The following is a 20,325-nucleotide window of genomic DNA, read 5'->3' as shown; positions in this document are numbered from 1 at the left end:
TGAACCGCATGGAATTGCAGAAGAGATTTGCCCTGAAGTGGATCGACCAGCATCGCCAGCAGTTATCGGATTGGCACCAGATCATCTGGCACTACGCGGAGCCAGCGTTTCGCGAGTACAAGTCCTGTGCCTGGTATGTGGATCTGTTGCGCAAGGAAGGTTTCACCGTCGAAGAAAACAGCGGCGGCATGCCCACCGCGTTTTGCGCAACCTTCAGTAATGGCCAGGGACCGGTGCTGGCAACCTACGCCGAATACGATGCGGTCCCCGGTAACTGCCAGGCTGCCACCACCCGCAAGATGCCCCGCGAAGGTTTGTCGCGATTCGCTCCTGGCCACACCGACCCGCATTCTGCGCTCGGCATCAGTGCGTTGGGCGGGGTGCTCGCGGCGAAGGCGGCGATGCTTGAGTTCGGCATCGAGGGCACCATTCGTTTCTTTGGTGAGCCGGCGGAAAAGCTCCGTGCGTCCAAACCCGTACACGCGGCCAAGGGTTACTACGACAACCTGGATGCGGCGATCAGCTTTCACCCCACCTACATGTTGCCGCTGAACAACACCACCACCTGGGATACCCATTGCGGCATTGCTTACGCCTACATCTACAGCTTCACCTGCGAAGACCCGGAACACTGGATTGCCGCCGACCGCTATAGTCCGATCCCGCAGAATCACCTGGCTGCGCGGGCACCGGGCGCCAACGATGCGCTGATGCACTTCTACAACCTCAACGAAAGCCTGCGCCGTTCGACCCTGCCGTTCACCGGTTTGTGGAGTTACAACGAGGCCATCCTGACGGCCGGGCAGGCCACCGCAGACAACCTGCCACCGCACCTGTCACAGATCCAGTACCTGCTGCGTTGCGACTCGATCGAGCAGGCCGAAACCATTTCCCAGGTGATGGATAACAACGCCGCCGCTGCAGCGATGGCCACCGGTTGCCAGTGGAAAAAGACCTGGGTCTGCAAGTCCCGTGGGGGGCTGCCCAACCACGTGCTGGCGCGTGCGACGTACAGCAACCTGGCCGCCGTCGGCGCACCGCATTGGGGCGCCGAGGCCTGTGACATTGCCCGCCAGATCCAGAGCAATCTCGGCCTGGAACCGATGGCGGAGCCCTTCCTGCCAGCCACTGAACAACTGATCGACCCGCAGGAATGCGAACGGCAGATGCGCCTGCAAATGCCGGCATGGCAGAAGTACCTGACCTCCGACGACTACCCCGAATACACCTGGCATTGCCCGACCGTGCGTCTGCTGGTGGCCCGCCCGATGCTCAGCGCTCCCGCCGGCCACGTGTACCCGGATTGGGTCTCCAATGCCCTGGGCGGCATACCGCAGACCATCGACCCGATGATCGAGGTGGCGGCGAAAACCATTGCCAACACCTTGCTCGACCTGTTCTGCAACGAAGACCTGCTGAAGGCTGCCACGGACGAGTTCAACCAGCGCACCGGCGGCGGCATCGGTGGCGAGCACTGGCAGGCGCCGCTATTGCCGGCCGACTTTCAAGCCCCTCATCGCTTCCGCTGGCCGGAGTACATACGCACCGTACGTGGTGAAGAGTGGTGGATCCCGGCGCGCGACGACGAATAGTCGTGGCGTTGCCCGGCCTGCCTGAACAATCAGAATTCGAGGATCCAGACGTGCAAGCACTCACCCACGTGAATATCCCCCAGTCACACACGGACACCGCAGTCGTTGCCATCGATGACCTGCACAAGAGCTATGCCGATCACCACGTGCTCAAGGGCATTTCGATGCGCGCCAAAGAGGGCGAGGTGGTCTCGTTGATCGGTTCCAGTGGTTCGGGCAAAAGTACCTTGCTGCGTTGCATCAACCTGCTGGAAATCCCCTGCAGCGGCAGCCTGAGAATCAACGGCGAGGAAGTGCGTTTGAAGTCAGGGCGTGGTGGCGTCGCGCAGATCGCCGATCCGCGTCAGGTCGAGCGTCTGCGCACGCGCTTGAGCATGGTGTTCCAGAGTTTCAACCTGTGGCCCCACCGCACCGTGCTGGAAAACGTTATCGAAGCGCCGGTGTACGTACTTGGCGAGGACCGCAAGGAAGCCACGGCGCATGCCGAGCACTTGCTGGAAAAAGTCGGCCTGATCGACAAGCGAAACGTGTATCCCTCGTTTCTGTCCGGTGGCCAGCAACAGCGCGTAGCGATTGCCCGGGCCCTGGCCATGCGCCCGCAAGTGATGCTGTTCGATGAGCCGACCTCGGCCCTGGACCCTGAGCTGGTGGGCGAAGTGTTGCGGGTGATTCAGGGCATCGCCGAAGAGGGGCGGACGATGATTCTGGTCACCCACGAAATGGCCTTCGCCCGCGATGTGTCGAGCAAGGTCATCTACCTGCATCAAGGCCGGATCGAAGAAGAAGGTACGCCGCAGCAGGTATTGCTCGATCCACGCAGTGAGCGTTGCCGTCAATTCGTGATGGCCCAGGACAATCGCGGATAACCCGCACTGATGTTTTCACCTCGATAACTACAACCTGAAAAGAGGCATCAAGACATGAAGAGAACTCTGTTGATCACCCTGCAAGCCTGCCTGCTGGCCGGCATCGCCAGCACCTCGTTCGCTGCTGACAAACTGGTGTTTGGTATCGCCCTGGAACCTTACCCGCCGTTCTCCTTCAAGAGCGGCAAGGGCGAGTGGAGTGGCTTTGAACCGGAGATGATCACCGCAGTCTGCGAGCGCATGAAGGCCGATTGCAGCCTTAACGAAATGTCCTGGGACGGCCTGATTCCGGCCCTGAAGTCGCAACAGGTTGACGTGGTGCTCAACTCGTTGTCGATCACTCCCGAGCGTCAGCAAGTGATCGATTTCACCCAGCCGTACTTCTTCACCCGCGCACTGTGGATCGGTGATCGCAGCATGGAGCTCGAGCCGACCCCGGCCGGCCTCAAGGGCAAGATCATTGGTGTGCAGGGTTCGACCACCCACGCCGCGTTCGTCAAAAAGTACTACGGCGAAACCTCCACCATCCGTTATTACAACGACCAGGACGACATCCTCGCGGACCTGCGCAGTGGTCGCGTCGACATCATGTTGGCCGACCAATTGGTGGTTGAGCCGCTGCTGGACAACCCCGACAACTCAATGCTCGCCAGCAAGGGCGTGGCTCCGCTTGACCCGCTGTTTGGCGATGGTGTGGGCGCGGGTGTGCGCAAAGGCAACGATGCCCTGCGCGAGCGTTTGAACGTGGCGCTGCAATCGCTGCGTGCCGACGGCAGCTACGAAAAGATCCGTGAGCGCTACTTCAAGTCTGATATCTCGGCCCTTGAGTAATCAGCTTCTTCCGGCAAACCCAACGCAGGTGTGCTCATGACACTTTCTGATATTTCCCGGCTGTTCTTCAGCGATGGCTGGCTCCAGGCCTTGGCCCAGGGGATGGTCAAGACCCTGGGGATTTCCCTGGGGGCCTTTGTCCTGGGGCTGGCCATCGGCCTGGTCGTGGCCATGGTCAAGCTCAAGGGGCCGCGCTGGATGGTCGTTTGCGCCAATTGCTACACCACGCTCTACCGCGCGGTGCCGGAATTGCTGCTGATCCTGCTGCTCTACTACGCCGGTGCCGATCTGATCAACCTGACGCTGGCCGCATTCGGCCAGCCGAGCGTCGAGATCAACGGGTTCATGGCTGCCGTGGTGGTGCTGGGCATTGTGCAGGGTGCCTATTCGGGGGAAATCATTCGCGGTTCGATCGAGTCCATCCCCCACGGTCAGATTGAAGCGGCGCGCGCCTACGGAATCTCCCGCAGTTTGCTGGTGAGGAGGGTGATCCTGCCGTGCATGCTGCCCTTCGCGATCGCCGGGTTATCCAACTTGTGGCTGGTGCTGGTCAAGGAAAGCGCCTTGATCAGCGTCGTGGGTTACAGCGAATTGCTGACAGCGGGTCGCCAGGCGGCGGCATCGACCAAGCACTATTTGCTGTTTTACCTCGCCGTGGCAGCGTTCTATTACTTGATCACGCTGGTTTCCAGCTCAGTCTTCCGGCGGGTCGAAGTGCGCTTCGAACGCTGGATGCCACGGCACGCATAAGGGGAGGGCGAGCATGGACTTTCATTGGCTGGGCAATTTTTACCAGGAGCTGGTCAAGGGCGCCGGACTGACCCTGCAGCTGTTGCTGATCTCGGGGGTTATCGGCTTTTTCATGGCGGTGCTCGTGGCGCTGGGGCGCTTGTCGAAGAACCGCTTGCTGTCCAACGGCCTGCGCTTTTACACCAGCGTGCTGCGGGGGACGCCACTGCTGGTGCAGATTTACGTGTTGTACTACGGCGTGGGCAGTGTTTTTGCGACCTTCCCGCTGATTCGCGGCAGCATGTTCTGGCCGTACTTGCGAGAAGGCTTCTGGTACGTGGCGTTCGCGCTGACCTTGAGCGTTTCCGCGTACGTCGGTGAAGTGTTGCGCGGTGGCTTGCGCGCGGTACCGCGTGGCGAACTGGAAGCCGCGCGGGCCTATGGCATGCGCCCCTGGCTGGTGTTGCGCCGGGTGTGGATGCCGCGCGCCTTGCAGATGCTGCGCCCGACATTGGCCGGGGAAAGCGTGATGCTGCTCAAGGCCACGGCGCTGGCCTCGACCGTGGCGGTTACCGACTTGCTGGGCGCGGCAAACCTGGTACGTTCGCAAACATTACGTGTCTATGAGCCGCTGCTGGTGGTGGCGGTGATCTACATCATCCTGGCGATTGTCATTGAGCAAGGTTTTGCCCGGATAGGCAAAACGCCGCAACGTCAGGCCTGACTTCAAGGTCGATGGACACATCGGCCCAAGGGCTCATAAGGAGTGTCATATGAAATATTCGTCCATGGTCAAACGCATCAGTGGCGAAACCGTCACCGCCTGGGACATTCACTACGCAGCCTGTGATGCACAGGCTCGCGGTGAAGATGCGATCGTGTTGAGCATCGGCGATCCGGATTTCGCCACTGCCGATGAAATATGCGCGGCAGCGGTTCAGGCAATCAATGAGGGCGACACCCATTACACCCACGTGATCGGTCGCCCGGCCCTGCGCGAAGCGATTGCCGCCAAGCAGTCGGCGTTGCTCGGCCAGCCGGTGTCCGCCGACAACGTGGCGCTGGTGGCCGGCGCACAGAACGGTTTGTATGCCACGGCCATGTGCCTGTTCGAACAAGGCGATGAAGTGCTGGTGCCGGAACCCATGTACCTGACGTACGCGGCGAGCATCCAGGCTTCAGGTGCATGCCTGGTGCCGATTGCCCAGCCGGCCGAAGAAGACTTCCGCCTGACCCTGGCCGCGCTGGAAGCGGTGGTGACCGACAAGACCCGTGGCATCGCCTTGGCCACGCCGAACAATCCCACCGGCAACGTCTACACCCGCGAGGAGCTGGAGGCCGTTGCGCTGATTGCTCAACGCCATAACCTGTGGGTCATCAGCGACGAGGTTTACGGTCAGCTGACCTATGACCGTCCGCACCAGAGTGTGGCCACCCTTGAGGGCATGGCCGAGCGCACCGTGGTGCTTAACAGTCTGTCCAAATCCCATGCCATGACCGGCTGGCGGGTAGGCTGGGTGGTGGGACCGCAAGAGCTGATCGGCCACCTCGATAACCTGTTGCTGTGCATGCTCTACGGCTTGCCGGGGTTCATTCAGGCCGCCGCGCTCAAGGCACTGGAGCTGGATGAGCAAGTGGTCGGGGAAGGGCGGGCTCTTTACCGTCGGCGCCGAGACCTGGTGGTCGAAGGATTGCGCCACGTGCCGCTGCTCAAGTGCAAGGTGCCTGAGGCGGGCATGTTCATGCTGGTGGATGTGCGGGAGACGGGCTTGTCGAGCACGGACTTTGCCTGGCAACTGTTCCGTGAAACCGGTGTTGCCGTACTCGATGCCAGCGCTTTTGGCGCCAGCACCGCGGGCTTCGTACGCATCTCGTTCACGGTCTCCGACGCAGCGCTCAGTGATGCGTGCGGTCGAATTGCAGGATTCATCGAGCGCCTTCGCGGACAATGACGTTTCTGCTGCCAACGGGCGTAGGGGCCTGCCCCTGTCTGCCTTGGCAGCCATTCGAAATCCGATGCGACAACTTCAATACGGCGGCACAGGATTTCCTGTCGCCGTAGCGTACTTTTCTCGAGGCATAAAAAAACGGCTTACCTTGCGGTAAGCCGTTTTTAGTACTTGGTGGCTACACAGGGACTTGAACCCCGGACCCCAGCATTATGAATGCTATGCTCTAACCAACTGAGCTATGTAGCCAAGTGGCGCGCATTATTCACCGGTAACGGGGATGCGTCAAGCATAAATCTAAAATATTTCTCTGCGCTTTCAACCGTTTATCAAAATCTATCCTTTGAGCAGGGGTGAAGGGCAGCGCTGGAACCAGCGACTGGCCTGTTCGTACGCGTGCGCCAGTTGCAGGACGGCGAAGTCGGCCTGGTGCCGGCCGATGATTTGCAGGCCCATGGGCAGGCCGCTGGCGTTGAAGCCGACCTGTACGTTGGCCACCGGGCAGCCGGACAAGGTGCCGGGAATCACCACCTCCATCCAGCGGTGATAAGTGTCCATGGTCACACCCTCGATGGCGGCGGGCCACGGTTGGGTTTTATCGAACGGGAACACCTGGGCGCTGGGCAGCAGCAGGTAGTCGTATTTTTCGAACAGCCTGGAGATCGCCCGATACCAGTCGCTGCGCGTCACCGAGGCGGCAAACACGTCGGTGGCCGAGAGTTTCAGGCCGTTTTCCACTTCCCAGCAGGCCTCCGGTTTCAACAGCGCACGTTTTTGCGGGTCGGCATAAGTCGCACCCAACGAACCGGCGACCATCCAGTGACGCAACGTCCGCCAACTGCTCCACAGCTTCTCTGGCGCGAATTCGGACTGAACCGGTTCAATGTGGCAACCCAGGCTTTCGAAGTCGACAAAGGCCTTCTCGCACAGCGAGAGGATGCCTTGCTCCATCGGCAGGTAGCCGTTGAAGTCGCCGAGCCAGCCCAGACGCGTGCCTTTGAAGTCTCGATCCAGCGGTGCCGCAAAGACGCTGCCGGGCTGGGCAATGGACAGTGGCGCCCGCGCATCGGCCCCGGCCTGCACCGACAACAGCAACGCCGCATCGCGCACGCTGCGAGCCATGGGGCCTTCGTAGCCGAGTTGGTCGATAAACAGGTCGGCACTGTCATCGAAGGGCACGCGGCCCTGGGACGGACGGAACCCGAAGATGTTGTTGAAGGCCGCCGGGTTGCGCAGTGAGCCCATCATGTCGCTGCCGTCGGCCACCGGCACCAGGTGCATGGCCAGCGCCGCCGCCGCGCCACCGCTGCTGCCGCCTGCGGTCTTGCTCGGGTCGTAGGCACAACCGGTCGCGCCGAACAGCGGGTTATAGCTTTGCGAGCCGAGGCCGAATTCCGGGGTGTTGCTCTTGCCGATGATGATCGCGCCGGCGGCCTTGATCCGCTCGACCATGATGCCGTCGCGCTCGGGGATGAAGTCCTTGTACAGCGGCGAACCCAGGGTGGTGCGGATGCCACGGGTCAGGGACAAGTCCTTGATGGCGTGGGGCAGGCCGTGCATCCAGCCACGGTATTGGCCTTTCGCCAGTTCGGCATCGCGGATATCGGCCCGGGCCAGCAGGTCTTCTGGCGCTTGCAGGCTCACCAGCGCATTGACCTGCGGGTTGAAGCGTTCGATGTGGGCAAGATAAGTCTGCATCACTTCCCGGCAGGAAACCTGGCGCAGGCGGATGCGTTCGGCGAGCTCGTGGGCCTGCAACAGGACCAGTTCGCTGATGTTATTAGAGTTCATTGCAAGCGGCCTTTCAGACGGCTGGAAAAACGCCCCGCCATCGCGTCGGGGCGGTAGAGATCAACGCATCAGGTTGGTCCAGAGACGGTCGGCCAGGCGGATCGCGCCTTCGCCGCAAGTCTTGCTGAACACCACGTTGGTGCCTTCGGGAATGTGCAGTTCCGGCGCGTCCTTGAGGCTCGCATCAAGGAACGGCTCCACACCCTTGATCGGGCTCTGGTGCTTGAGGAAGTTCTGGGTCATCGCCGCGTTTTCAGGCTGGCTGAGGAACGCGATGAAGGCCTTGGCGTTCGCCGGGTTCTTGCTGCCGGTCGGGATGACCATGTTGTCGACCCAGGCCAGCACACCTTCTTTCGGGTACAGGTATTTCAGGCTCGGTTTCATCTCCCGGGCACGCATCGACGAGCCGCCCCAGAAGGTCGACATGTCGATTTCACCCGAGGCGAGGTTTTCGCGGATCGAGCCGGCCTTGGAGCTATAGGTCTTGACGAAGGGTTTCTGCGCCTTGAGCAGGGTCAGAACCTGCTGCATCTGCTTCGGGTCTTCGCTGCACAGCGGAATGTTCAGGTACAGGCTGGCCATGTCCACCACGTCGCTGACCGAGTCGAACATGTTGATCCGCCCTTGCAGCTCGGCCGGTGGCTCGTAAAGCACCTTGAGGCTGTCGGTGGGGCCCTTGTAGCGCTCGGTGTTGAGCACCACGCTGGTGGTACCCCAGATGAACGGCACGGAGTAGGCGCCTTCCGGGTCCCAGGTGGGTTTTTTCAGGTTGTCGACGACGCTGGCGTAGTAGGGCTGGTTGACCGGGTCGAAACGCTCCAGCAGTTTTTCCTTGATCAGGATCGGCACGAACTGGTGCGACGGGATCGCCACGTCATAACCGGCACCCCCCTGCTTCAATTTGGCCAGCAGGGTTTCGTTGGAATCGTAGGAGTCAACGGTGACTTCGATGCCGGTCTGCTTCTGGAATTTGGCGAGAATCTCCGGCGAAAAGTAACCGCTCCAACTCACCACGTTGAGTTTTTCCGAGGCCTGAACGCTGCCGGCCATGGTCAGCGGTAAAGTCAGGAACAACGAAGTGCCGATGCTTGCAATCAACTTGCTCATGCTATTTCCCCACAGTACGTAGAAGGTTCAGGTTTTCTTTTTGCCCAGCAGATAAGAGAGCGTGACGAACAGCACCGAGACGCCCAGGATCAGGGTCGAGACGGCGTTGACGTCCGGTGTCACGCCCATGCGCAACAGGCCGAAGATGAAGATCGGCAAGGTCGTGGTGCCGGCCTGGGAGACCATCATCGAGATCACGAAGTTATCCAGCGACACGATGAAGGCCAGCATCAGCCCGGAGAAAATCCCCGGCATCAGCAGCGGCAGGGTGACCTTGCGGAAGGTCCGCCACGGGCCGGCATACAGGTCGGCCGAGGCCTGTTCCAGGGACAGGTCCATGTCGTTCAGGCGTGCCCGTATCGGCAGAAAGGCAAACGGAATACAGAACACGGTGTGCGCAATGATCAGGTTGCCGTAGCCCAGGGACAGGCCGATGGTGGAGAACAGCGCGAGGGTGGCGACGCCGACCACGATTTCCGGCAGCACCAGGGGCAACATGATCGCGCCCATGGACAGTTGCAGGCCCTTGAACTTCGCACCCCGTGAAGTGCCGAGGGCGGCGAGGGTGGCGATGGCCGTGGCGACCATGCTGGCGCAGACCGCGATCAACAGGCTGTTGCCGGCCGCCTGGCGCAGGGCCTGGTTGGCGAAGGCCGCGCGATACCAGTCGAGGCTGAAACCGGTCCACACCGTGGCCGACTGGTTGGCGTTGAACGAGAACACCACCAGCACCACGATCGGCGCGTAGAGGTACAGGTAGAACAGAAAACTGAAACCGCCGAAGCCCGGGAAATCCTGCACACCCAGCGTGTTGCGTTTGAACAGGCTGATCATCACGCACCTCCTTTGGCGATGCGCTGGCGCTCGGCACGCAGGGCATAAACCGTCAGTACCAACATCACCGCCGCCATCAGCACCAGCGACAGGGCCGCGCCGAATGGCCAGTTGCGCGCATCGCTGAACTGCCGGAAGATCAGGTTGCCGAGCATCATCCGCGTGCCGCCACCGAGCAGTTCCGGGGCGATCATCGCGCCCAGGCAAGGCACGAAAGTGAGAATGGCGCCGGCGAGAATCCCCGGCCTGGCGATCGGCAACACCACCTTGCGCAAGGTTCGAATGCGTCCGGCGTAGAGGTCCTGAGCCGCTTCGAGCAGGCGGATGTCCATTTTTTCCAGGGTGGCGTAGATCGGCAGTACGACGAAGGGCGCGTAGGTGTAAACCAGCCCCAGCAGCACCGCGCCGTCGGTGTAGAGAAGTTGCAGCGGCTGGTCGATCACTCCGAGGCCCATCAGGCTGTTGTTGATCACCCCGGTATTGCGCAGCAGCAGAATCCACGCATAGGTGCGGATCAACAGGTTGGCCCAGAACGGCACGGTGATCAGAAAGATCAGCAGACCACGACGATGGGGCGGCTGCATGGCCAGCCACACCGCCACCGGAAAACCGATCAGCAAAGTGATGAGGGTGGTCAGCCCGGCGATGCCGATGGAGCGCAGGGCAATGATCAGGTAGGAGTCGGCGAAGGCCAGGCTGTCATCCAGTTGTCGTTCGAACAGCAACGAGGTGTAGGCGTCACTGCTCAATACCTTGTTCACCCCGCCGTAGGGGTTGGCCTCCATCAACGAGTAACCGATGACGATCAGGATCGGCACGATCAGGAACAGGCCGATGGCGATCAGCGCGGGGCTGACACCGAGAAAGCTCTGGAAGGCCCGCCGACGTTCCAGGGTATTGGCAATCGGTAAAGCGTGCATGGCGATTCCTCGTGCTCAATCGTGCAGGACGCTGGCGCTGCCCTGGTCGAACAACAGACCGGCCTGGGTGCCGACGGCGAAGCGTTTGCTCTGGTCGACGCAGTTCGGGGTGCGCACGGTGAGGCGCGAACCGTCGCTCAGGCTGACCTGGTATTGCAGGTCGGTACCGAGGTAGATCTGCGCTTCGATTCGGCATGGCAAGGCACATTCGGTATTGCCCGGCACCAGATGCAAACGCTCGGGGCGTACGGACAGTGCGACGTTGGCCCCGACTCGAACATCGCTGCACGGCTGTGCAGGCAATGGATGACCGGCGGGGCCGGCGAACCAGGCCAGGCCGTCTTCGATGCGGGTGACCGTGCCTTCGATGAAGTTGGTTTCACCGATGAAGTCCGCCACGAAGCGATTGCGCGGGCGTTCGTAGATGTCTTCCGGACGGCCGACCTGCTGCACCTCGCCTTCGGACAACACGGCGATGCGGTTGGACATGGTCAAGGCTTCTTCCTGGTCATGGGTGACAAAGATGAAGGTGATGCCGGTGCGGGCCTGAATGGTTTTCAGCTCTTCGCGCATGGCCTGGCGCAACTTGAGGTCCAGCGCCGAGAGCGGTTCGTCGAGCAGCAAGACTTTGGGGTGCGGCGCCAATGCACGAGCCAGGGCGACACGCTGTTGCTGACCGCCGGAAAGTTGCGCCGGCTTGCGGTTGGCAAAGCGTTCCATCTGCACCAGGGCGAGCATCTCGCGCACCCGTTCGGCCAATTGCGTTTTGTTCAGGACTTTGCCCATCGGGTGGGACTCAAGGCCGAAGGCCAGGTTCTCGGCGATGGTCATATGCGGGAACAACGCGTAATGCTGGAACACCGTGTTGACCGGGCGCTGGAAGGGCGGGCGGTCGGCGATGTTTTCGCCGTAGAGCAGAATCTCGCCTTCGGTAGGGAATTCGAACCCGGCGATCATCCGCAGGAGCGTGGTTTTGCCGCAGCCCGATGGGCCGAGAAGGGTGAAGAACTCGTTGTCGCGAATGTCCAGGTCGATGCTTTTGAGCGCCACCGGGCCAGTCTTTGGATCACCGTAGACTTTGCGCACTGAGCGGATGGACACCGCCAGCGTTTGCAGCGAATGCAGGGCATTCATGCGTTACCTCCGATTCCCCCATCGCCTGCGCACGTGCTGAAAACAGCTGTGTCGTCGGGCCATGGATATTATTTTTCTGGGCAGGATCGAGATTGCGTTCGGGTGTTGTAACCAGCTGTTTTTTTGTTTTGCTGTGGATCGATTATCAGCGAGGGGTTGCGGGGGCGAAACTTCAATTTTAACATAGGGGCTGTTAAAAAATTTAACAGCAGAAGGCGCCCGAATACCATGCCTGACCACCGTTTGCCGCCGCTCAACGCAGTGCGTGCCTTTGATGCCGCGGCCCGGTTGGGCAGCTATGTCGAAGCCTCCAAGGCCCTGCACGTGACCCAGCCGGCCATCGGCCGCCACGTGAAATTGCTGGAAGACTGGCTAGGCATCCAACTGTTCGAGCGTACCTCTCGCGGGGTCAACCTGACGACGGCGGGGGAGAAGTACCACCGCAAGATCACCGCCGCCTTGCAGTTGATCATCGAGGCCGGAAAAGAGGCGCAACCCAAGCACGCCGAACGCTGGCTGCGCATCATGGTGGTGCCGGGGTTTGCCAAGCGCTGGCTGATGCCGCGCATCGAGGCTATGCGGCACCTGCGTCCGGGCTTGAAATTCGCCATCGAACCCAATTCGACCTTCACCGAGGTGGATGGCAAAAGCGCTGACCTGGGCATCGTCTACGGGTTGGACGGCCAATATGCCCACTCGCGCACCAGCCTGATTTGTCCTCGGGTGTTTCCGATCTGTTCCCCCGATTATCTGGCCAGCGTCGAGCCCATCGACAGTCCCGCGGACCTGGTGAAGCACAACCTGATCCACGTCGATGACGGCGAGTGGTGGAACCTGTGGTTCGCCGCCAATGACCTCGACATCCACCTCAATTCGGACATGCTCTACGTCAACAACGACCACGCCTTGTCGGTGGCCGAGAGCGGGCAGGGCATTGCGCTTGCCAACGAAGTGCTGGTGCGCGAAGAGCTCCATAGCGGCAAGCTGGTGCGGGTGGTGGACGCGCAAGTGAAGCTGGAGAGCTATCGGGTGCTGACGCCGTCCGCCGAACTCTCGGCGGACGTGGCGTGGTTTATCGACTGGCTAAAGAGCGAACTGGAGCAGGACTTCCCGGAGGCGGTGATCCGCGCCTGAGAAGTCCTGGCGGATTCAACTCAAGCGGAAACGCCCGGTGTTGGCGCTGAGGGCCTTGCTGCCGTGGCTCAGGGTGTCCGCTGCCTGGTTCACCGCGCGGGCACCTTCAAGAAGGCGCACCGCCGCTTGATCGACCTGCTGGATATTGCCGCTGACCTCGTCGGCGGTACTGGCCTGTTCTTCAACCGCCGTGGCGATTTGCGCCAGGGTATCGGTGACGCTCTGCACCGCACTGGCGATTTCACCGAGCCGTTCACCGAGGCCGGTGACCGCTTGTGCATCGCTCTCTGCCTGACTGCAGGCGGCTTGCATCAGGCTGACGGCCTCATTCACGGTGCTGCGCAGGCTGTCGACCGTGCCGGCAATCTGCGCGGTCGACGATTGCGTGCGTTGCGACAGGCTGCGCACTTCATCGGCTACCACCGCGAAGCCACGCCCTTGCTCGCCCGCCCGAGCCGCCTCGATGGCGGCATTGAGCGCCAGCAGGTTGGTCTGCTCGGCGACGCCGCGAATGGTGTCGACTACCAGTTGAATCTGCTGCCCCTGCTCGCTGACCCGGCCCAGCGCCGCAGCGGTCTCGTTCAGGCGTTGATTGAGTTGCTGGATGCTCGCGGTGGTGCGCAGGCTGTCACGGCTGCTGTCGGCGGCAATGCGTCGGGTGTGCTGGGCACTGCCGGACGCCTGTTCGCAACTGTGGGCCACCCCTTGTGAGGTGGCGGCCAGTTGTGTCGCCGCAGCGGCAATCTGGCTGATCTGCAACTGCTGGGCTTCGACTTCGCCCAGGGCATCGCTGGAGTGATGGTTGAGGGTTTGCACCGCGTTGCTCAGTTGCAGGGTTTCGTGATCCACCCCTTGCAGGCTGCTGCGCAGTTGCACCACGGCGACGTTCAGCGCGGTGCTGATGACCGCCAGTTCGTCCCGGCCCTGAACCGGCACTTGCAGACTCAGATTGCCATCGCGCAAGGCCTCGGCCAGCACCGTGATGCCGCTGGCGCTGCGGCGGATCGAGGCCTGCAAACAGATGAACAGATACAGTGCCGCCAACAGCAGGCAGCCCAACACGGCGGCCACCATAACGAACTGGCGGATCGCCGAGTCGTGGTAGTAATCCAGGCGCTGATCCAGCGACACCAGCGACTGCTGGCGCAACGAAGCGAGGTCGGAGAGCAGGGCATCGAGACTGCGTTCGAAATCCTCCGGCTTGAGGTTGATGCTGCCGCCGAACACGCCGTCATCCAGCACCTTCAGGCCCGCATCGAGGCGCTTGAGGCTGTCGTGGTACTGCCCGGCCCAGGTTTGCAGGGCGCTGGGCAAGCGCGCTTCGAGCAGGCCTGCGGTCTTCACCAGCTGCTCGCGCGCATCGCCGATGCGACTGCGCAAATCGCGCAGTTGCAAGCGGCTTTGCAGGGTGAACTGCCCGGACACCACCGAGGCCTGGCCTACCGCCGCCAGACGACCGACCCGTTCGATCAGGTCTGGCGCATGCTGGGTGGAGATCTGCGTCAGCAAGTAGGTTTCCAGCCACGGTGCCAGCGTCAGGCGATTGTCCATGGCGATCTGCTCGCGCAAGGCTTGCAGGGCGCTCAAGGCGTTGGTGAAGCGATCATAACCATCCGGCCACCAGCCGACATTGCTCAGGCTTTTTGAGTCGAGGCCATCGAGGGCGGTTTGCAGGGCCTGGTAACGCGACAGGGTCTCGCCCTCGGCGTCTTCTTTTTGCAGGGCATTGCCCAGCTCGGCAGTGGCTTGGCTGACGGCGGGCTGAACGGCATCGAAGGCGGCCATCGCGGCGAGGGTGGCCGGCGTTGGCTGGCGATTGGTTTCCGTGGCGCGCCACCGGGCGGCGCGATCACGCTGGGCGGCGAGCAGGTCATCCAGCGCATCGAGCGCAAGCAGTTGCCGCACCCCGGCGCGTTCGCCTGAGATCAGGTTGAGTTTGTCGCGATAGTCCTGGCCGATCATCCACAGGCTACCGGCCAGCGGCAGGATAAATAGCAGAAACAACAGCTGGAATTTACGTGCGAAGCCAAAACGCCCCAGCAGCCCGATCCCCGGTGATAAAAAAGCCTGCATGCCCCAAGACTCCTCTGGACACCACGCACTATTGGCGTGCGTCGGAGGTTGTGGACTCCGACTCGTGCCCTCTAAAAAGGCCTCGAAAGTTCACCCTTGTCCGCTCTGTAGGCCGACTCTGTAGCGAAACTTCCCATTGTCGGTCTCCTTTGTAAGGAGGCCGCGTTCAAGCAGACAAGGAAGGCAAGATTCAGACCATGGCTTTGCGCCATCAAGGAGGTGGAAATGAAAAATCGAAGTCGTTAGCAGGCTAAGGGGATGGCGTTGCTGCACTGAAAAATGGCACATTGACGCACCTGCACGTTTGTACCTCCTGTTGTCTGGAAATTCCCATGGCTATCAGCAACGCCCAGTCCGGCTCAGTGCCGGCGTCCGCTACGCCCCAAAGCAGTCCCCTGGTGATGCGCATCATCGGCGCCGTAGCGCTGGCGCACTTGATCAACGACCTGATCCAGTCGGTGCTGCCGTCGATCTATCCGATGCTCAAGGCCAACTATGGCCTGACCTTCACCCAGGTCGGCCTGATCACCCTGACATTCCAGTTGACGGCCTCGCTGCTGCAGCCATGGGTCGGTTACTACACCGATCGCCATCCCAAGCCGTGGTTGTTGCCGGCGGGGACGGTCTGCACCCTGGTTGGCATTCTGATGATGTCGGTGGTTGCCAGTTTCCCGTTAATCCTGTTGGCGGCGGGGCTGATCGGCATCGGTTCTTCCACCTTCCACCCGGAAGCGTCCCGCGTGGCGCGCCTGGCTTCGGGCGGACGCTTTGGGCTGGCGCAATCGACCTTCCAGGTCGGCGGTAATGCAGGCTCTGCGTTCGGCCCGTTGCTGGCGGCGGCGATCATCATTCCCTACGGTCAAGGGCACGTAGCCTGGTTCGGCCTGTTCGCGGTGTTTGCGCTGTTCGTGCTCTACCGGATCAGCCGCTGGTACGCCAACCACTTGAACCTGTTCAAGCTCAAGCAGGGCCAGGCTGCGACTCACGGCCTGTCCAAGGGCCGAGTCACCAGTGCGCTGGTGGTACTCGGGTTGCTGGTGTTCTCCAAGTATTTCTACATGTCGAGCCTCACCAGCTACTTCACCTTTTACCTGATCGAGAAGTTCGACCTGTCGGTGGCCAGTTCGCAGTTGCACCTGTTCCTGTTTCTCGGCGCGGTCGCGGCGGGGACATTCTTCGGCGGGCCGATCGGCGACAAGATCGGGCGCAAGGCGGTGATCTGGTTCTCGATCCTTGGTGTTGCACCCTTCACATTGCTGCTGCCCCATGTCGACCTGTACTGGACCAGCATCCTCAGCGTTGTCATCGGCTTCATCCTCGCCTCGGCGTTCTCGGCCATCGTGGTGTACGCCCAGGAGTTGGTGCCGGGCAATGTCGGGATGATCGCCGGGGTGTTCTTCGGCCTGATGTTCGGTTTCGGCGGGATTGGTGCGGCGCTGCTGGGCCATCTGGCGGACATTCATGGCATCGAATACGTGTACTACCTGTGTTCGTTCCTGCCGCTGTTCGGGGTGTTGGCGATCTTCCTGCCGCGAACCAAAAAGGCATAGAGCTAAAAGATCGCAGCCTTCGGCAGCTCCTACGCCGATCATCTGTAGGAGCTGCCGAAGGCTGCGATCTTTTGAAATTCTCACAAAAAAGCCGCGTATCAAACGCGGCTTTTTCTTGTGCGTATGGCTTACACGTTGAAGCGGAAGTGCATCACGTCGCCGTCCTTGACGATGTAGTCCTTGCCTTCCAGGCGCCATTTGCCGGCTTCCTTGGTACCGGCTTCGCCCTTGTACTGGATGAAATCGTTGTAGGCGATCACTTCGGCGCGGATGAAGCCTTTTTCGAAGTCGGTGTGGATCACGCCAGCGGCTTGTGGTGCGGTGGCACCGACGCGGACGGTCCAGGCGCGGACTTCTTCGACACCGGCGGTGAAGTAGGTCTGCAGGTGCAGCATTTCGTAGCCGGCGCGGATCACGCGGTTCAGGCCAGGCTCTTCGAGGCCCAGGGCTTCGAGGAACATGTCCTTCTCTTCGCCGTCATCGAGCTCGGCGATTTCCGCTTCGATCTTGTTGCACACCGGTACAACCATGGCGCCTTCTTCTTCGGCGATGGCGCGAACAACGTCCAGGTGCGGGTTGTTCTCGAAACCGTCTTCAGCGACGTTGGCGATGTACATGACCGGCTTGGTGGTCAGCAGGTGGAAGCCCTTGATCACCGCTTTTTCGTCGGTGCCCATGTTCTTCATCAGGCTGCGCGCCGGCTTGCCTTCGGTGAAGTGGGCGATCAGTTGCTCCAGCAGGCCTTTCTGGACCACTGCGTCCTTGTCGCCGCCCTTGGCGTTGCGAGCGACTTTCTGCAGTTGCTTCTCGCAGCTGTCGAGGTCGGCGAAGATCAGTTCCAGGTCGATGATTTCGATGTCGCGTTTCGGGTCGACGCTGTTGGAGACGTGAATCACGTTCTCGTCTTCGAAGCAGCGGACCACGTGGGCGATGGCATCGGTTTCACGGATATTGGCCAAAAACTTGTTACCCAGGCCTTCACCTTTCGACGCACCGGCAACCAGGCCAGCGATGTCGACGAACTCCATGGTGGTTGGCAGGATGCGCTTTGGATTGACGATGGCTGCCAGGGCATCCAGGCGCGGATCCGGCATCGGCACGATACCGCTGTTGGGTTCGATGGTGCAGAAGGGGAAGTTCTCGGCCGCGATCCCGGATTTGGTCAGGGCGTTGAACAGGGTGGACTTACCGACGTTAGGCAGGCCGACGATGCCGCAATTGAATCCCATGGTGTTTCCCCGAGGAGTTAGAGTCAGGCCTTCTGGCTGTGCAGGTTTTTCATCGCGCGGTTCCATTCCCCGGCGAGGATATCCGGCAGCACGCCGAGGGCAAAGTCGATGCTGGCATCGAGTTTTTCCTGTTCGGCGCGTGGCGCACGACCCAGGACGAAATTTGAAACCATACTGGCGACGCCCGGGTGGCCAATGCCAAGCCGCAGACGGTAGAACGTATTCTGATTGCCCAGTTGCGCAATGATGTCGCGCAACCCGTTGTGACCGCCATGGCCGCCGCCCTGCTTGAGTTTGGCAACGCCGGGTGGCAGGTCGAGTTCGTCGTGCGCCACGAGGATTTCTTCAGGCTTGATGCGGAAGAAACCGGCGAGTGCCGCCACGGCCTGGCCGCTGCGGTTCATGTACGTGGTGGGAATCAGCAGACGAACATCCTGACCCTGATGCGAATAGCGCCCGGTCAGGCCGAAATATTTGCGGTCCGCCACAAGGTTCACGCCTTGTGCGTTCGCGATGCGCTCAACAAAAAGGGCCCCTGCGTTATGCCGGGTCTGTTCGTATTCAGCGCCTGGATTTCCCAGGCCAACGATCAGTTTGATGGCAGTCACGATAGGGGCCCTTCCTTGGAGTGGTGGATAACATCGCCGCAATCAGGGAAAGCGGCGAAAGTGGACGAAAATTGCTCATTTACCATGATGTAAACTCCGCGTTCTCGCCCGCTTTCTCGCTATGCTCTAGTCCGCGATGTTTCCGGTCACTCCGGCGTACAGAGTAAAATTACTCTGCAGCGCCTTCTGCAGCTTCTGGAGCAACACGTGGAGCGTGGACGTTGGCAACAGCCTTGTCATCACCGTGTGCCAGGGCAACGAACTCAACGCCTTTAGGAGCCTTGAGGTCCGACAGGTGAATGATCGAACCGATTTCAGCGTTAGCCAGGTCGACTTCGATGAACTCAGGCAGATCTTTCGGCAGGCAGGAAACTTCGATCTCGGCAACAACGTGCGAGATTTCGCCGCCTTTCTTGGTCGGTGCTTCTTCGTTGATGAAGTGCACTGGAACGATAGCGGTCAGTTTCTGGCCAGCTACTACGCGTACGAAGTCAGCGTGCATCACGTGGCCTTTGGCCGGGTGACGCTGCAGGGCTTTGATCACGACGTTCTGCTTGGTGCCACCAACGTTCAGCTCGATGATGTGGCTGTAAGCCGCTTCGTTTTCGAGCAGTTTGGCAACTTCTTTGGCCAGCATGCTGATGGATTCAGGGGCTTTTTCGCCACCGTAAACTACAGCTGGAACCAGGGCGGCGAGACGACGCAGGCGGCGGCTCGCACCTTTCCCCAGGTCGGAACGCACTTCAGCATTCAGGGTAAAATCGTTCATGTTGTATCTCCAAAATAACCACACTCGCCCCAGCGTTTGCGACCAGCGCTAAAGGCGATATGGGCAAAAAAGCCCCGCCCCGACAGGAATGCCGGGGCGGGGCGCTTTTCGTCAACGAGACATTTCGAGAAGGGCAGGGCCCTTAGCGGAACATCGCGCTGATCGATTCTTCATTGCTGATGCGGCGGACCGCCTCGGCAACTACCGGTGCGATATCCAGTTGGCGGATACGCGCACAGGCTTGTGCTGCAGCGGACAGCGGGATGGTGTTAGTCACCACCAGCTCGTCCAGCACGGAATTTTCAATGTTTTCGATCGCCCGACCCGACAGCACAGGGTGCGTGCAGTAGGCGAAAACCTTGGCTGCGCCATGCTCTTTCAGGGCCTTGGCCGCGTGGCACAGGGTGCCGGCGGTATCGACCATGTCATCGACCAGAATACAGGTACGCCCTTCGACATCACCGATGATATGCATCACTTCAGAGTGATTGGCTTTCTCACGGCGTTTGTCGATGATCCCGAGATCCACGCCCAGGGATTTGGCAACGGCACGTGCACGCACGACGCCGCCAATGTCCGGGGACACGATCATCAGGTTTTCGAAGCGCTGATCTTCGATGTCATCCACCAGAACCGGGGAGCCGTAGATGTTATCTACCGGAATATCGAAGAAACCCTGGATTTGGTCAGCATGCAGATCAACCGTGAGAACACGGTCGATGCCGACTACGGTAAGCATGTCAGCCACGACTTTCGCGCTGATAGCCACGCGTGCGGAACGCGGACGGCGATCCTGTCGGGCATAACCAAAGTAAGGAATAACAGCAGTGATACGAGTAGCCGAGGAGCGGCGGAAGGCATCAGCCATCACTACCAGTTCCATCAGGTTATCGTTGGTCGGAGCGCAAGTCGGCTGAATAATGAAGACGTCTTTACCGCGAACGTTTTCATTGATCTCGGCTGTAATTTCGCCGTCGGAGAATTTACCGACAGAGATGTCACCGAGAGGGATATGCAGCTGACGTACAACACGCCGAGCCAGATCGGGGTTAGCGTTCCCCGTAAAGACCATCATCTTGGACACGCGCAGTACCTGAAGGCTGAGGGTAACCTGGATGAGTATAGGAAAATGGCAGGGGCGGCTGGATTCGAACCAACGCATGGCAGGATCAAAACCTGCTGCCTTACCGCTTGGCGACGCCCCTGTAT

18 protein-coding genes and 2 tRNA genes are annotated in these 20,325 nt (G+C 60.7%); 8 read left to right on the top strand and 12 right to left on the bottom strand.

Features of this window, described 5'->3' with window-relative positions; genetic code table 11:
- Positions 1-8 precede the first annotated feature (8 nt).
- From ACM6IT_RS26875 to ACM6IT_RS26850, 6 genes are read left to right on the top strand one after another with little or no spacing between them, the layout of a single operon-like run.
- A complete protein-coding gene (locus tag ACM6IT_RS26875; RefSeq protein ID WP_414913354.1) occupies positions 9-1,592 on the top strand; it encodes an amidohydrolase in 1,584 nt (527 codons plus the stop codon).
- A gap of 50 nt (positions 1,593-1,642) precedes the next feature.
- Positions 1,643-2,458 (top strand): ABC transporter ATP-binding protein, encoded by an 816-nt coding sequence (locus ACM6IT_RS26870; protein ID WP_409078423.1) that lies wholly within the window; start codon positions 1,643-1,645, stop codon positions 2,456-2,458.
- Between the two features lie 54 nt (positions 2,459-2,512).
- Positions 2,513-3,289 carry a transporter substrate-binding domain-containing protein gene (locus tag ACM6IT_RS26865; protein WP_056726290.1) on the top strand — a complete coding sequence of 259 codons (777 nt, stop codon included), beginning with the start codon at positions 2,513-2,515 and terminating at the stop codon, positions 3,287-3,289.
- A 36-nt stretch (positions 3,290-3,325) separates the two neighbouring features.
- Positions 3,326-4,039: an amino acid ABC transporter permease gene (locus tag ACM6IT_RS26860; protein WP_056726289.1), complete on the top strand. Its 714-nt coding sequence runs from the start codon at positions 3,326-3,328 to the stop codon at positions 4,037-4,039.
- 13 nt (positions 4,040-4,052) lie between these two features.
- Positions 4,053-4,742, top strand: a complete 690-nt coding sequence (locus tag ACM6IT_RS26855) for an ABC transporter permease (protein ID WP_056726288.1) — start codon at positions 4,053-4,055, stop codon at positions 4,740-4,742.
- A gap of 49 nt (positions 4,743-4,791) precedes the next feature.
- Positions 4,792-5,970, top strand: coding sequence for a pyridoxal phosphate-dependent aminotransferase (locus ACM6IT_RS26850; protein ID WP_414919011.1), 1,179 nt, complete (start codon positions 4,792-4,794; stop codon positions 5,968-5,970).
- 169 nt (positions 5,971-6,139) lie between these two features.
- Here the strand turns inward: ACM6IT_RS26850 and ACM6IT_RS26845 are convergent.
- The 6 genes from ACM6IT_RS26845 to ACM6IT_RS26820 all read right to left on the bottom strand — a co-directional run bounded on the left by ACM6IT_RS26845 (position 6,140) and on the right by ACM6IT_RS26820 (position 11,753).
- Positions 6,140-6,216 (bottom strand) — tRNA-Met (locus ACM6IT_RS26845).
- A gap of 87 nt (positions 6,217-6,303) precedes the next feature.
- Entirely contained in the window at positions 6,304-7,758 is a 1,455-nt protein-coding gene (locus ACM6IT_RS26840; protein ID WP_414913355.1) for an amidase, read from the bottom strand.
- Positions 7,759-7,818: 60 nt separating this feature from the next.
- Positions 7,819-8,865 carry an extracellular solute-binding protein gene (locus tag ACM6IT_RS26835; RefSeq protein WP_056726285.1) on the bottom strand — a complete coding sequence of 349 codons (1,047 nt, stop codon included), beginning with the start codon at positions 8,863-8,865 and terminating at the stop codon, positions 7,819-7,821.
- 27 nt (positions 8,866-8,892) lie between these two features.
- Entirely contained in the window at positions 8,893-9,699 is an 807-nt protein-coding gene (locus ACM6IT_RS26830; protein ID WP_056726284.1) for an ABC transporter permease, read from the bottom strand.
- A complete protein-coding gene (locus tag ACM6IT_RS26825) occupies positions 9,699-10,619 on the bottom strand; it encodes an ABC transporter permease (RefSeq protein ID WP_414919010.1) in 921 nt (306 codons plus the stop codon). Before ACM6IT_RS26825 ends, ACM6IT_RS26830 begins: the two co-directional genes overlap by 1 nt.
- Positions 10,620-10,634: 15 nt before the next feature.
- A complete protein-coding gene (locus tag ACM6IT_RS26820; protein WP_414919009.1) occupies positions 10,635-11,753 on the bottom strand; it encodes an ABC transporter ATP-binding protein in 1,119 nt (372 codons plus the stop codon).
- A 228-nt stretch (positions 11,754-11,981) separates the two neighbouring features.
- On the opposite strand from ACM6IT_RS26820, the gene ACM6IT_RS26815 reads away from it, so the two are divergent.
- Positions 11,982-12,887 (top strand): LysR substrate-binding domain-containing protein, encoded by a 906-nt coding sequence (locus ACM6IT_RS26815; RefSeq protein ID WP_056726281.1) that lies wholly within the window; start codon positions 11,982-11,984, stop codon positions 12,885-12,887.
- Positions 12,888-12,902: 15 nt separating this feature from the next.
- On the opposite strand, the gene ACM6IT_RS26810 is transcribed toward ACM6IT_RS26815, so the two are convergent.
- Positions 12,903-13,961: a methyl-accepting chemotaxis protein gene (locus tag ACM6IT_RS26810; RefSeq protein ID WP_409078432.1), complete on the bottom strand. Its 1,059-nt coding sequence runs from the start codon at positions 13,959-13,961 to the stop codon at positions 12,903-12,905.
- Positions 13,962-15,292: 1,331 nt separating this feature from the next.
- On the opposite strand from ACM6IT_RS26810, the gene ACM6IT_RS26805 reads away from it, so the two are divergent.
- Complete coding sequence (locus ACM6IT_RS26805) at positions 15,293-16,510, top strand: MFS transporter (protein ID WP_414919008.1); 1,218 nt, start codon at positions 15,293-15,295, stop codon at positions 16,508-16,510.
- Between the two features lie 128 nt (positions 16,511-16,638).
- On the opposite strand, the gene ychF is transcribed toward ACM6IT_RS26805, so the two are convergent.
- The 5 genes from ychF to ACM6IT_RS26780 form a co-directional block, all read right to left on the bottom strand.
- Entirely contained in the window at positions 16,639-17,739 is a 1,101-nt protein-coding gene (gene ychF, locus ACM6IT_RS26800; protein WP_056726278.1) for a redox-regulated ATPase YchF, read from the bottom strand.
- A gap of 23 nt (positions 17,740-17,762) precedes the next feature.
- Complete coding sequence (gene pth, locus ACM6IT_RS26795) at positions 17,763-18,347, bottom strand: aminoacyl-tRNA hydrolase (RefSeq protein ID WP_008037207.1); 585 nt, start codon at positions 18,345-18,347, stop codon at positions 17,763-17,765.
- 169 nt (positions 18,348-18,516) lie between these two features.
- Positions 18,517-19,116: a 50S ribosomal protein L25/general stress protein Ctc gene (locus ACM6IT_RS26790; protein WP_056726277.1), complete on the bottom strand. Its 600-nt coding sequence runs from the start codon at positions 19,114-19,116 to the stop codon at positions 18,517-18,519.
- 142 nt (positions 19,117-19,258) lie between these two features.
- Complete coding sequence (locus ACM6IT_RS26785) at positions 19,259-20,200, bottom strand: ribose-phosphate pyrophosphokinase (protein WP_003171603.1); 942 nt, start codon at positions 20,198-20,200, stop codon at positions 19,259-19,261.
- A 46-nt stretch (positions 20,201-20,246) separates the two neighbouring features.
- A tRNA-Gln gene (locus ACM6IT_RS26780) sits at positions 20,247-20,321 on the bottom strand.
- Positions 20,322-20,325 lie beyond the last annotated feature (4 nt).

Source organism: Pseudomonas sp. IT-P4 (genome assembly GCF_949767755.1).
In the GTDB taxonomy this organism is placed as follows: Bacteria; Pseudomonadota; Gammaproteobacteria; order Pseudomonadales; family Pseudomonadaceae; genus Aquipseudomonas; species Aquipseudomonas monachiensis.
The sequence above is the reverse complement of the archived record's forward strand: the minus strand, read 5'-3'. Positions and strand labels throughout refer to the sequence as shown.

What these genes read in the sequence shown, in the direction of transcription:
- ACM6IT_RS26875 (WP_414913354.1), top strand. Translation starts at nt 9, where the DNA reads ATGGAATTGCAGAAGAGATTTGCCCTGAAGTGGATCGACCAGCATCGC.
- ACM6IT_RS26865 (WP_056726290.1), top strand. Translation starts at nt 2,513, where the DNA reads ATGAAGAGAACTCTGTTGATCACCCTGCAAGCCTGCCTGCTGGCCGGC.
- ACM6IT_RS26860 (WP_056726289.1), top strand. Translation starts at nt 3,326, where the DNA reads ATGACACTTTCTGATATTTCCCGGCTGTTCTTCAGCGATGGCTGGCTC.
- ACM6IT_RS26855 (WP_056726288.1), top strand. Translation starts at nt 4,053, where the DNA reads ATGGACTTTCATTGGCTGGGCAATTTTTACCAGGAGCTGGTCAAGGGC.
- ACM6IT_RS26850 (WP_414919011.1), top strand. Translation starts at nt 4,792, where the DNA reads ATGAAATATTCGTCCATGGTCAAACGCATCAGTGGCGAAACCGTCACC.
- ACM6IT_RS26840 (WP_414913355.1), bottom strand. Translation starts at nt 7,758, where the DNA reads ATGAACTCTAATAACATCAGCGAACTGGTCCTGTTGCAGGCCCACGAG.
- ACM6IT_RS26835 (WP_056726285.1), bottom strand. Translation starts at nt 8,865, where the DNA reads ATGAGCAAGTTGATTGCAAGCATCGGCACTTCGTTGTTCCTGACTTTA.
- ACM6IT_RS26830 (WP_056726284.1), bottom strand. Translation starts at nt 9,699, where the DNA reads ATGATCAGCCTGTTCAAACGCAACACGCTGGGTGTGCAGGATTTCCCG.
- ACM6IT_RS26825 (WP_414919010.1), bottom strand. Translation starts at nt 10,619, where the DNA reads ATGCACGCTTTACCGATTGCCAATACCCTGGAACGTCGGCGGGCCTTC.
- ACM6IT_RS26820 (WP_414919009.1), bottom strand. Translation starts at nt 11,753, where the DNA reads ATGAATGCCCTGCATTCGCTGCAAACGCTGGCGGTGTCCATCCGCTCA.
- ACM6IT_RS26815 (WP_056726281.1), top strand. Translation starts at nt 11,982, where the DNA reads ATGCCTGACCACCGTTTGCCGCCGCTCAACGCAGTGCGTGCCTTTGAT.
- ACM6IT_RS26810 (WP_409078432.1), bottom strand. Translation starts at nt 13,961, where the DNA reads ATGGTGGCCGCCGTGTTGGGCTGCCTGCTGTTGGCGGCACTGTATCTG.
- ACM6IT_RS26805 (WP_414919008.1), top strand. Translation starts at nt 15,293, where the DNA reads ATGGCTATCAGCAACGCCCAGTCCGGCTCAGTGCCGGCGTCCGCTACG.
- ychF (WP_056726278.1), bottom strand. Translation starts at nt 17,739, where the DNA reads ATGGGATTCAATTGCGGCATCGTCGGCCTGCCTAACGTCGGTAAGTCC.
- ACM6IT_RS26790 (WP_056726277.1), bottom strand. Translation starts at nt 19,116, where the DNA reads ATGAACGATTTTACCCTGAATGCTGAAGTGCGTTCCGACCTGGGGAAA.